Annotated in this window: 11 protein-coding genes; 2 read left to right on the forward strand and 9 right to left on the reverse strand. The window is 67.3% G+C overall.

Features of this window, described 5'->3' with window-relative positions; all coding sequences use genetic code 11:
- Nucleotides 1–278 precede the first annotated feature (278 nt).
- Nucleotides 279–758, forward strand: coding sequence for an NUDIX hydrolase (locus tag DFR50_RS07485; RefSeq protein WP_113888583.1), 480 nt, complete (start codon nt 279–281; stop codon nt 756–758).
- 64 nt (nt 759–822) lie between these two features.
- Here DFR50_RS07485 and DFR50_RS07490 read toward each other — a convergent pair whose 3' ends face one another.
- The 9 genes from DFR50_RS07490 to groES all read right to left on the reverse strand — a co-directional run bounded on the left by DFR50_RS07490 (nt 823) and on the right by groES (nt 10,877).
- Entirely contained in the window at nt 823–2,484 is a 1,662-nt protein-coding gene (locus DFR50_RS07490) for a Na/Pi cotransporter family protein (protein WP_113888584.1), read from the reverse strand.
- 197 nt (nt 2,485–2,681) lie between these two features.
- Nucleotides 2,682–3,872 (reverse strand): methyl acetate hydrolase AcmB, encoded by a 1,191-nt coding sequence (gene acmB / locus DFR50_RS07495; RefSeq protein ID WP_113888585.1) that lies wholly within the window; start codon nt 3,870–3,872, stop codon nt 2,682–2,684.
- Between the two features lie 86 nt (nt 3,873–3,958).
- Nucleotides 3,959–5,602: a flavin-containing monooxygenase gene (locus DFR50_RS07500; protein WP_113888586.1), complete on the reverse strand. Its 1,644-nt coding sequence runs from the start codon at nt 5,600–5,602 to the stop codon at nt 3,959–3,961.
- 88 nt (nt 5,603–5,690) lie between these two features.
- Entirely contained in the window at nt 5,691–6,251 is a 561-nt protein-coding gene (locus DFR50_RS07505) for a helix-turn-helix domain-containing protein (RefSeq protein ID WP_113888587.1), read from the reverse strand.
- A 684-nt stretch (nt 6,252–6,935) separates the two neighbouring features.
- Nucleotides 6,936–7,259: a type II toxin-antitoxin system VapC family toxin gene (locus DFR50_RS07510; RefSeq protein WP_342634540.1), complete on the reverse strand. Its 324-nt coding sequence runs from the start codon at nt 7,257–7,259 to the stop codon at nt 6,936–6,938.
- Nucleotides 7,260–7,358: 99 nt separating this feature from the next.
- Nucleotides 7,359–7,610, reverse strand: a complete 252-nt coding sequence (locus DFR50_RS07515; RefSeq protein ID WP_113888588.1) for a type II toxin-antitoxin system Phd/YefM family antitoxin — start codon at nt 7,608–7,610, stop codon at nt 7,359–7,361.
- A gap of 126 nt (nt 7,611–7,736) precedes the next feature.
- The gene (locus DFR50_RS31960) at nt 7,737–8,015 is read right to left on the reverse strand and encodes a toll/interleukin-1 receptor domain-containing protein (RefSeq protein WP_113888589.1); all 279 of its coding nucleotides are present in this window, start codon (nt 8,013–8,015) and stop codon (nt 7,737–7,739) included.
- Nucleotides 8,016–8,822: 807 nt separating this feature from the next.
- Complete coding sequence (gene groL, locus DFR50_RS07525) at nt 8,823–10,469, reverse strand: chaperonin GroEL (protein ID WP_113888590.1); 1,647 nt, start codon at nt 10,467–10,469, stop codon at nt 8,823–8,825.
- A 120-nt stretch (nt 10,470–10,589) separates the two neighbouring features.
- Nucleotides 10,590–10,877, reverse strand: a complete 288-nt coding sequence (groES, locus tag DFR50_RS07530; RefSeq protein WP_113888591.1) for a co-chaperone GroES — start codon at nt 10,875–10,877, stop codon at nt 10,590–10,592.
- Between the two features lie 356 nt (nt 10,878–11,233).
- Here groES and DFR50_RS07535 point away from each other — a divergent pair, with 356 nt between their 5' ends.
- A complete protein-coding gene (locus DFR50_RS07535) occupies nt 11,234–11,851 on the forward strand; it encodes a hypothetical protein (RefSeq protein ID WP_113888592.1) in 618 nt (205 codons plus the stop codon).
- Nucleotides 11,852–11,861: the final 10 nt, after the last annotated feature.

Here is an 11,861-nt window from a genome sequence, read left to right on the forward strand (position 1 = left end):
CGGTGTGACCTTTGCGGCGGACGACAGACGGGAACGCGGGCGATAGCAGAGGCGGGCGGGCAAAAGAAGGGCGGCCGGATTTCGGCGCGGTGAAATGATGGAAAGGTTTGCCCGTGCGCCTGAGGCGCGAGGGGGCGGCCGGCCGCGCGAGGCTCCGCGCATCTCCGTGGTGAGCCCGTCGTTTCGCGAGACCTTCTTCCCGGTTGTGCGCCGCGCCCCGAGGCGCTACGTGGCGGGGCGCATGTCGACGCGAACCCGTTGCGGTGCGGACAAGGGGAATGGATCGAAAGAGAGCCGGCAAGCGCAGGGGGAAGGCGGTCCTGGTCCAGTACGGCGCGCTGCCCTATCGGTTCACCGCCGATGCGGCGCTCGAGATCCTCGTCGTCACGACGCGCCAGACCCGACGCTGGATCATCCCCAAGGGCTGGCCGATCAAGGGCCTGAGGCCGGCGAAGGCCGCCGCGCGGGAAGCGTTCGAAGAGGCCGGCGTGACCGGCCGGATCGGCGTCCGGCCGCTCGGGCGCTTCGGCTACGACAAGGCGCTCGACGAATCGGGCCGGCTCGCAGCCTGCGAGGTCACGGTCTATCCGCTGCTGGTGCGGAGCCAGAGCGAGACCTGGCCGGAATTCGATCAGCGGATGACGCAGTGGGTCGAGCCGAGCGAGGCCGCGGCCATGGTCAACGAGCCGGAACTCAAGGCGCTGATCGCGGTCTTCGCCAAGCGCGTCGCGGCGGCGGCGAGCAAGCTCGCGTTCTGACGCGCGCGGCGCGCCTGGCCGAAATCGTGTGCATTCCGGCAGCAGCAGGCCGGGAAGGGGTCCGTCACCCCGTGCCCGGGCCGCTGTCCTCGGCGATCCGGGTCTGCATCAGCTCGCCGGCCGCCTCCAGCACCGGGTAGGCGGCGCCGGCGACGAGGTGATCGTTCAGCCGCTTGATGTCGCGCAAGAGGTCGAGCGGCGCTGCCCGAGGTCCGACGTCGCCGCTTCGCAGCTCGGCGAAATGGCTCCTGACGGCTTCCGCCTCCCGGCGCCGGAACTCCGCCTTCTGTTGCGACAGAACCCTCGCGGCGCGCCGGTCGCCTGTCGTGAACACCGATGCAGCCGAGCGGAGGTTGGCGCGCACCGCGGCGAGGGCGTCCTGCACCGCGCGCTCGTTCTCTGGCGCGAGCGCGACGCCGCGCTTGAGAAGCCTGGCGACGAAGCCCGAGATATTGCGCTCGACGACGTCGCCGGCGGCCTCGAGGTTGAGACAGAAGGTCAGGACGGCCTCGATCCGCCGGTGCTCTTCGTCGGTCAGGCTCTCGGGGTCGAGGCGGGTCAGGTAGCGCTTGATCTCGCCGTTCAGGGCGTCGAGGATGTCGTCCTGCCGCCGGGCCCGCGCCATCGCCTCCCGGTCGCCGTCTCGAAGCGCGTCGGCCGCCGCCTCGATCATCGAGTCGAGCATGTCGACCATGCGCAGGGCCTCTCTTGCCGCATGCCCGAGCGCCAGCGACGGAGTCTCGAGCGCCGCCTCGTCGAGATAGAGCGGACGCGAGGGGTCGGCCGGACTGACGCGCGCCGGCATCAGGCGCTCGAGGAGACGAGCCAGAGGCCCGAGCAGAGGCAGGAAGGCGAGCGCGACGACGAGGTTGAACGCCGTATGGAAGTCGGCGACCGCGCGGGAGAAGCTCGGCTCGATCTGGACGAGCTGAATTCCAATAGGCGTCAGCAGCGGCAGCGCGACGGCCGCGCCGGCGAGCCGGGTGACCACGTTGCCGACGACCACGCGCCGTCCCGCCGCGTCGCCGCCGCGCGCGCCTTCGAGCAGCGGATTGAGCGCCGTGCCGATGTTGGCGCCGATCATCAGCGCCAGCGCCGCGTCCAGGGGCACGACGCCCTTCTCCGTGAACGACATCACCAGCAGCGCGACCGCGACGCTGGAATGGGCCGCCCACGCGAGCAGCGCGCCGAACGCCACCGAGATCAGACGATCGGTCGCGATCCCCCCCATGAGGACGCGCAGGCTCGGGAGGTCCTCGTAGGGAGTCACGATGTCGAGGAGGCGGCTGAGCGCGATCAGCATCAGCCCGAGCCCGATCGCGACCCTGCCGACGTCTCGCGTCCGGCCGCTGGCTGTTCGGAACATCGCCACACCGGCGACCAGAAGCAGCGGCGACAGGCGCGACACGTCGAACGACAGGACTTGAACGATCAGGGTCGTCCCGACGTTGGCGCCGAGCATGGCCGCGAGCGCGGGAACGAGCCCGACGAAGCCGGCGCTGGCGAAGGAGGCGATCATCAGGCCGGTCGCGGTGCTGCTCTGCAGGACCGCGGTCACGCCGAGCCCGGCGGCGGCGGCGCGGATCCGGCCGCCGAGCGCATTTGCGAGGAACCGCCGCAGATCCGGGCCCAACGCGCGCTGCACGCCGCTCTGGACCATGTGCACGCCCCACAGCAGCAGGGCGACCGCCCCGGCGAGGTCGAGCAGGCTCAGCGTCGCATCCATCGCACCCTCCGTCGTCCGGGTCGAGCGATCGGCGTTCGGGAGGAGCGCCGGGCGTCGGCGACAATCGCCAAAATCGGCGGAGAGTTCCAGACTCGCGGCGGCGCGGCGGCGAAATCGTTCGTGCGCTCACGCCGGCGCCGGGCGGCCCGACCTCCTTCCCGGGCTCGAGGTCCGGGAAGGAGGAATGCGCAGGCGCGTTACGCCGCCTTCTTCTGCCGCAGGCTGTCGTAAAACGCGGTCTCGAAACCGACGTAGCCGGTGAACGACACCGGATCGCCGAACGGCAGGATCTGCGTCGCCCAGAAGCCGCCGAAGCCGTTCTTGCGGTCGATCCAGTAGAACAGGTTGGCCAGCCCCGCCCAGCCGAGCGCGCCGGCGGGCCGCCCGGTCGGCGCCTCGTCATCGTTGACCATGAAGGTCAGCGCCCACGACTTGGACAGGCCGGGGAAGAACTCGGCGTCGTTCGACAGCGACGGGATCACGCCGGGCAGCATGGTCACCTTGAGGTCGCCGAGGTGGTTTTGCTCCGCCATCCGCACCGTCTCGGGCTTGAGCACGCGGCCGTGTTCGCCGGCGCCGTCGTTCAGCCACATGCGGATGAAGCGCATGTAGTCGCCGACCGTGCTGTAGAGCCCGTGTCCGCCCATGTGCAGCTCCGGCGGCGAGGGGAGCTCGAAGCCCATCGGCGCGAGCGAGCCGTCGGCGTTGCGGGCGTGCACGTCGGCGAGCCGCGCGCGCAGGCCGTCGGTGAGCTCGAACGACATGTCCCGGATCCCGAGCGGCTGGAAGATGCGCGTCTCGAACACCTCGCCCAGCCGCTTGCCGGAGACCGCCTCGATGATCTGGCCGACCCAGTCGATGTTGCTGCCGTATTCCCACTTCTCGCCGGGGTCGAACAGCAGCGGCGTCATCAGCGCCTTCTTCGAGGCCGTGATGACGCTCGGCTGGCCCTTCTCCTGGGCGAGGCGATTGTAGTTCGCGTTGAAGAAGTCGTAGCCCATGCCGGCGGTATGGGTGAGCAGCATGCGGGTGGTGATGTCGCGTTTCGGGGCGCGCAGGCGCGGCTCGCCGTCCGCCTCGAAGCCCTCGATGACCTTCAGTTCGCCGATCTCGGGCGCGTAGCGGCTCGCCGGCGCGTCGAGGTCGAGCTTGCCGTCCTCGACGAGTTGCAGCGCCGCCGTGCCGGTGATCGCCTTGGTGGTCGAGAAGATCGCGAACACGGTGTCGGTCGTCATGTCGGCGTCGCGATCGAGCCGCCGCTTGCCGAACGCGCCCTCGTAGATGGTGCGCTCCCGGTCCGTCGCCATGGCGACGACGCCGGGCACGCGCGGGCTCCCCGTGACGACGCCGCTCAGAATGGCGTCGGCGGCCGATTTGAAGTCTTGCATGTGCGTTCCCTCCTTGTTGCTTCCTCTGTCCCCGGCCCGCCGCCGTTCCGACGGCGGACCCTTCCTGTCCCGCGTCCGCGCCGCGCTCAGCGCATGGCGAAACCCGGGTAGCCGGACGCCGCCGCTGCGTCGCACCGCTGCTTGTAGGCGCCGACGCCGCCGATGTAGGAGAGCAGACGCCGGGGCTTGCCCTCGACGTTCGAGCCCATGTACCAGGAGTTGGTCCTGACCACGAGCGTCTGCGAGGCGATCGCCTCGTGGTGCGCGACCCAGGCGTCCTCGGCCTCCCGCGTCGCCTCGCAGACCGCGAGGCCGTTCTCGCGCATGTGACCGATGCAGTCGCTGATCCACTCGGCCTGCTGCTGCAGGCAGGTGGTCATGTTGCACAGCGCCGCGGAGGGGGCGAGCGGCGTCGCGGTGGTGAACAGATTCGGATAGCCGTGCACCTGCAGGCCCATGGTCGTGCGGATGTCGCGGCTCCAGTCCTCCTTCAGCGACCGGCCGTCGCGCCCGCGGATGTCGATCCGCGTCAGCGCCCCCGTGCCGGCGTCGAAGCCGGTGGCGAAGATCAGCACGTCGAAGCCGTATTCCGTCCCGTCCTTCAGCCTGAGCCCGGTCGGCGTCACGCGCGCGATCGGGTTGTCCTTCACGCTCACCACTGCGACGTTATCCCGGTGGAACGCCTCGAGGAAGCCGACCTCGAGCGGCACGCGATGCGTGCCGAAGCCGTAATCCTTCGGGATCAGGATGTCGCACAGGCGCGGGTCCTTCAGCCGCTCGCGCATCTTCTCGCGCACGAATTCCGAGATTTCCTCGCTGACCGCCGGATCGAAGAACATCTCTCCGAACGAGGCGAGCCAGAGCTTCAGCGAGCCGTCCGCGTGGACGTCTTCCAGGATCTGGCGCCGCCGCTCCGGCGTCGTGTCCGCCCAGGCCTGCTCGAAGTCGTATTCGAATCCCGTGAACGTGGTCGGCAGCCGCTTCTGGAACCATTCGAACTTGGCCTTGTAGGCAGCCTGCTCCTCGGGCGTGTATTTTGGGTTCTTCATCGGCAGCACGTATTGCGGCGTGCGCACGAACACCGTCATCGCGCCGACCGTGTCGGCGATGGTCTGGATGACCTGGATGCCGGTCGCGCCGTTGCCGACCATGCCGACCCGCTTGCCGGCGAGGTCGACCGGCGCCTTCGGCCACTTCGCGGTGAACAGGATCTGGCCCGCGAAGCTGTCCTGCCCCGGGAAGACCGACGTCAGCGGCGCCGACAGCATGCCGCAGCAGGTGATCAGGAACCGCGCGTCGATCGTCTCGCCCTTGTCGGTCGTGATCGTCCAGCGGCCGGCGTCCTCGTCCCAGCGGGCGCTCGCAATCGTCGTGTTGAAGACGATGTCCTTGCGCAGGTCGAGCGTGTCGGCGACGTAGTGCAGCCAGCGTTCGATCTCCGGCTGGCCGGGGAATTTCTCGCTCCAGCTCCAGCCCTTGTAGAGGTCCTCGTCGAACAGGTACTGGTAGATGTAGCCTTCCGAATCGAACCGGGCGCCGGGATAGCGGTTCCAGTACCAGGTGCCGCCGACGTCTGAGGCGCTGTCGAACGCCTTCACCGCAAGGCCCTGCTTGCGCAGCAGGTGCAGTTCGTAGAGGCCCGCCACCCCGGCGCCGATCACGGCCGCATCGAGAGTCCAGGTCGCCTTCGGCCCGCCGGCCGCCGTCGCGAGCGTCGCAGTCTCCGCCATCGTTTCCTCTCCTTCTGTTCCCTGACTTGTCTTGTCGGCGCCGGGTTCGGAACGACCGGCGCGGTCCGGCAGCATCGAGGGTGGGCGATCATCGGGTCTTGAACGAAAGCGGCGCGCGGCGTCGTACGATCTTGCTGCGCCGGGCCGCGGCCGGGACGGTCATGAGGTCCTCGCCTTGCGGGAGTCCGCGGGCGTCACGCCCATGGCCCGGCGGAACAGCCGGGTCATGGGGCTCTGGTCGAAAAAAGCCGCACGCGGCCGCGACCGCCTTGAGCGGAACGGCCGGATTTTCGAGCAGGCCTCGCGCGCGTTCGATGCGCCTGCGCACAACGTAGGCGTAAGCTGGGCAGCCGAACTCCTCCCGGAATTTGCGCGCGAAATGGAATGCGCTGAGCCTGACGACGCCGGCGAGTTCGTCGAGCGACAGCGCCCGCTCGAGGTGTTCGTCGACGTAATTCGCGAGCGTTTTCGCCTGCACGTGGCTGAAACCCCCGCAGCGGCCCTCGTCCCGGAAGACGCTCCAGCGCCAGTGCGACTGGGCCGCGTGGGTGAGCAGCGACACGACGCCCGGACCGACCCGCTCGTTGCGCCAGTCGCCGGCGCAGCGGCGGTTCATCTGCGTCGTCCCGTCGCAATAGGCGACGATCATGTCGTCGCACAGGCCGGGAATGGGCGCGTCCAGCCCGGTGTAGCGCCAGCGGCGAACCCGGACGCCAGCCGAGGCGCGCGCTGTCGACGGTCGACACGCCGTGGACCCACGCGGGCAGATCGTCCGGAGTGATCAGTCCGGTCATCTGTTTCCTCCCGATCGCCTGCGGTTTTCCGCATGGCTCATCGTCTGGTCCGCCCCGCTCCGAAGCGATGATCGTGCGTAGACGGAGGTGATCGTGCGTAGACGGAAGGGTCAGGCTTCGCCGACCGAGAGCGTAAAATAAACTGGCAAGACTCCGGCGGCCGGGTCTTTCAACTTTAGGCTAGGATAGCGTAGTCGGGGGGTAAATCAAGGCAATCAGAAAGAGATGCCGGTCCGTGTGGGTAACTCCCAAGCCGGTAGCCAACAGCGCCGTCATCGCGAGCGAAGCGAAGCGATCCAGGGCCGCTGGGCCGCTGTCGCGCCCTCTGGTCGTCCCGCCGCCCTTCGTTGCGAGCAGAAGACGGAGCGAATTTTTCCGCAGGAAGCAAGCGGCGGCATGGATTGCTTCGTCGCTTTGCTCCTCGCAATGACGGGGTTGGGAGTTACCCGCGTCGTGAGACCAGGCGCAACCGCGCTCTTTCCGCTGGCGCCCGCGGCGCGACAGCGCCGGACCGGCCGGAGCCGTTCCCGCGCGCTTCCTCAGTCGCCGGTCGGCGACCAGGGGTCGACGACGGCGACCGGCATGGCGCGGAAGTCGGCGACGTTGCGCGTCATCAGCGTGAGCTTGTGAACGATCGCCGTCGCGGCGATCAGCGTGTCGACGAGCGGACGCGGGTCCGGAACCTGAAGCGCCGCGCAACACTCGGCCACGGTCTCGTCGATCGGAAGCACCCGCCCGCGAAAGGCCTTCGCCAGCCGCTCGCTTTTCCAGCGGCGCAGGACCGCGCCTTGACGCGGATCGCGGCGTTCGAGACGCCGGACCCCGACCTCGATTTCGAGAAGGGTTGCAGCGGACAGGAACAAGGCGTCGGCTTCGAGGCCGCCGATAAAGTCCCGCGACCCGTCCCGGCAGACGCTCCGGGCGCCGCATCTCCGAGACTACATTCGTGTCGAGAAGGTAGGTCACGACAAGTCGATGTCGCGGACCCGCTCGATCTTGCGCTCGGGCAGGTCCAACTCGATGTCCTCGGCGCCGGGCATCGCCAACAGATCGAGAATGTTTTGCCGCTTGCCGGCGAGGCGTCGGTAGTCGTCGTAGGTCATGAGCACGTTGGCCGGTTCGCCGCGCTCGGTGATGATGACGGGACCGTTCTTCGCCTCGCGCTTGGCGCGGGAAAAATCCTGATTGGCCTCGCGGCTGGTCATCGTCGTCATCGGGCGGCCTCGGCGCATTCCCTTTGAAGGTATGTAGCTACAAGGAAGCGGTGGTCAAGCCGGGACGCTTTCCATGACGCTCGGCCCTACACGCGTGGCTGCCTTCGCCTCGCGCTCGCAGGCGATTTACAGTGCCCTGTCGATGATATAATTGGAACTCATCGAGTTGGCGGAGACCAGCAGGACGAAGGCGTCGCAACCGCGAAGGTTGCGCTCGATCTTCGGGTCCGATTTCGTACCGCCAAGCATCAGGCGGTCGTCCCATATCGTGAATTCGCCGCTCTTCACCGCCGGCCGCAGGAACTTCATGACAAAGCTCAGCCACTGAACCTCCTCGCCGCGCGGCTTTTCCGGCTCGTCGAGATGGGCGTAGCTGATGAAGATGAGCGGCTTGGCCGAAGACATAGGACGCGCCTCCGTTCGTAGAACCAGCGGGTGCGTGACGGACGTCAACAGGTAGGGCGGCCAGAGCGCGCGATTGCAGCCAGAGACGGCGGCTGGAACAATTCCTTGCGGTCTAACGGCGGGCGTGATATTCTGAAAATTGAGATTATTGATAATGTAAGTTTTCTTTATCAGAATAAGACAGCGAAGCGCCTCTTCGGACGCGGCATCGCGGCAAACGCGCGTTCCCTGAGCGGCTCTGGGCGCGAGGCGCTTCGCGGAACGAGATGGCCATGTCGGAGCGCGAGAGGCGGTGCGCGATTTTGTGACGTAACAGCCAAGGTGGACGCCGAAGAACGCCGTCATCGCGAGCGAAGCGCGGCGATCCAGGGGCCGCTGGGCTACTGTTGCAGCTCGTGGACCGCCAGGCCGTCCTTCGGGCTTCGTTGCGAGCAGAAGACGGAGCAATCCTTGCAAAATGCACGCAAACAGCGCCGTGGATTGCTTCCTCGCTTTGCTCCTCGCAATGACGGGGTTGGGAGTGACTTTGTGACAGCTTTTGGCGCCCAAACGTCTGAAAACATGGCGCCGGCGCCAGACCTGCCGGCGCAGATGAAGGCAAGCGCTCTTGCCACGTCCGCGAACGGCGAGGCGCGCGAAGGAGGTCGTAACGCTTTGATCGTCTTGGCGAGGATGACGGTGTGCGCGGACCGGCGGCGCCCTCGTTCGGGAGCAGTTCGCCGAAGGCGGCCCGCCTCGAACATCGCGCCCAACAAAAAGGGCGGCCGAAGCCGCCCTTTCCATTCTCGTTGGCGAGAGGCGTTGGACTCAGAAGTCCATGCCGCCCATGCCGCCCATGCCGCCGCCGCCGCCCATCGGCATCGCCGGCTTGTCCTTCGGCACTTCGGCGACCATCGCCTCGGTGGTGATCAAGAGGCCGGCGACCGAGGCCGCGTCCTGGAGCGCCGTGCGCACGACCTTGGCCGGATCGACGATGCCGGCTTCGATCATGTCGACGTACTTCTCGGTCTGGGCGTCGAAGCCGAAGGTCTCCGACTTGTTCTCGGTGATCTTGCCGACCACGATCGAGCCCTCGACGCCCGAGTTCTCGACGATCTGGCGGATCGGCGCCTCGAGCGCGCGCAGCACGATCTTGATGCCGGCCTCTTCGTCGGGATTGTCGCTCTTGAGCTTGGCGACCGCGAGCTTGGCGCGCAGCAGCGCGACGCCGCCGCCCGGGACGATGCCTTCCTCGACCGCCGCGCGGGTGGCGTTGAGGGCGTCGTCGACGCGGTCCTTCTTCTCCTTGACCTCGACCTCGGTCGCGCCGCCGACACGGATCACCGCGACGCCGCCGGCGAGCTTGGCCAGACGCTCCTGCAGCTTCTCACGGTCGTAGTCCGAGGTGGTGTCCTCGATCTGCGCCTTGATCTGCCCGACCCGCGCCTCGATGTCCTTCTTGGCCCCGGCGCCGTTGATGATCGTGGTGTTTTCCTTCTCGATGCGGATGCGCTTGGCCTTGCCGAGCATCTGCAGCGTGACGTTCTCGAGCTTGATGCCGAGGTCCTCGGCGATCATGGTGCCGCCGGTGAGAATGGCGATGTCCTCGAGCATCGCCTTGCGGCGGTCGCCGAAGCCCGGCGCCTTGACCGCCGCGACCTTCAGGCCGCCGCGCAGCTTGTTGACCACGAGGGTGGCGAGCGCCTCGCCCTCGATGTCCTCGGCGATGATGACGAGCGGCTTGCCGGTCTGCACGACCGCCTCGAGCACCGGCAGCATCGGCTGGAGCGACGACAGCTTCTTCTCATGGATGAGGATCAGGGCGTCCTCGAGCTCCGCGATCATCTTCTCGGCGTTGGTGATGAAGTACGGCGACAGGTAGCCGCGGTCGAACTGCATGCCCTCGACCACGTCGAGCTCGGTCTCGAGGCTCTTGGCCTCCTCGACCGTGATGACGCCCTCGTTGCCGACCTTCTGCATCGCGTCGGCGATCATCTGGCCGATCGACTTGTCGCCGTTGGCCGAAATGGTGCCGACCTGCGCGACTTCCGCCGAGTCCTTGATTTTCTTCGCGCGCTTGGCGATGTCCTTGACCGCTTCCGCGACCGCGAGATCGACGCCGCGCTTCAGGTCCATCGGGTTCATGCCGGCCGCGACCGCCTTCGCGCCTTCGCGCACGATCGCCTGGGCGAGCACGGTCGCCGTCGTGGTGCCGTCGCCGGCGGTGTCATTGGTCTTCGAGGCGACCTCGCGCACCATCTGCGCGCCCATGTTCTCGAACTTGTCCTCGAGCTCGATCTCCTTGGCGACGGTGACGCCGTCCTTGGTGATCCGCGGCGCGCCGAACGACTTGTCGAGCACGACGTTGCGGCCCTTGGGGCCCAGCGTCACCTTGACGGCGTTGGCGAGAATGTCGACGCCGCGCAGCATGCGCTCGCGGGCGTCGGAGGAAAAGCGTACGTCTTTGGCAGCCATCGAATGATTTTCCCTGGATTTCGGTTTGATTGAAGAGCGAACGGCGAGTGGCGAATGGGCGGAGGAACGGCGAGACTGCGAAGTCTATTCGCTACTCGCTGCTCCCCATTCGCCAGAGCGTCACGCGATCACGCCCATGATGTCGGACTCCTTCATGATCAGGAGCTCCTGGCCGTCGATCTTGACTTCGGTGCCGCTCCATTTGCCGAACAGCACCTTGTCGCCGGCCTTGACGTCGAGGGCGACCAGCTTGCCGCTCTCGTCGCGGGCGCCGGGGCCGACGGCGATGATTTCGCCCTCTTGCGGCTTCTCCTTGGCGGAGTCCGGAATGATGATGCCGCCCTTCGTCTTTTCCTCGCTGTCGAGGCGACGGACGACGACGCGGTCATGCAGGGGACGGAATTTCATGAGTTCGCTTTCCTCTCGCGAAAACGCCCATTTTCTGGGCGCAAAATGCAGTTAGCACTCACAAGGACTGAGTGCTAACGGGCCTCAGATAAGGCCGGCGCCCGATCGCGTCAAGAGCCCGTTGATCGCTCTTTGTCGCGATTGGGAACGCAGAGCCTTCCAGAACGTTGACAGGCATCTGGGTTGATTTTCGACGCCGCCGAGGGGCGGCGCCATAGCGGCGGGAGACGGCCTTGTCCATGAGTTCTTTTCGCTTTTTGGGAATAGCTGCTTACGCAGTTTTGGCCAGTTCGGTGGGGGCGCCCGCGCAAGCGGCGACTCATCCGCACGGCGGACACCCGGCCCACGGCGGGGGAATGCACATGGCCCACGGCGGGGCGATGCATATGGCGCACCGCGGCGGGATTCACATGGCGCGCGCGGTGGGCTTTCACGGCAATTACGCCCACGGCCACTATGGCTGGCGTGGCGGCTACGCCTACGGGCGCCGCTACGGCTGGCGGACCGGCTACGCCTATGTCGGGACGGTCGGCGGCTACGCGCCCTATCCCTACGCCGCGGGCGGCTACTACGCTGGCGGGTATGGCTATCATCATCACCACGGCTGCTGGTGGTACCGGCACTACGATCCCTACGCCATCCCGTCCTGGTGCGGCGTCTATTCCGGACCGAGTTATGTCTATTCCGGCCCGACCTACAGCTATTCCTATGGCTACTCCGTTCCCTATGCCTATCGCTACCGCGTCAATGAGGGCGGCTGGCGCGATCACGGCCATTACGCCGCCATGGGCGGCTGGCGCGGCGGATGGCATGGCGGCCCTCATCCGGGCGGCCCTCATCCGGGCGGCGCGCACTGGGCGGGAATGCAGGGCGGCGGCCGTCCGCATGGCATGCCGCACGGATTCGCCGTCGCCCACGCCGGCGGCCACATCGGCGGCATGGGCGGCCATTCGCACGTTCCTATGAACCACTGACGCCGTTCGC

Origin of the sequence: Roseiarcus fermentans, assembly GCF_003315135.1 — a bacterium.
In the GTDB taxonomy this organism is placed as follows: Bacteria; Pseudomonadota; Alphaproteobacteria; order Rhizobiales; family Beijerinckiaceae; genus Roseiarcus; species Roseiarcus fermentans.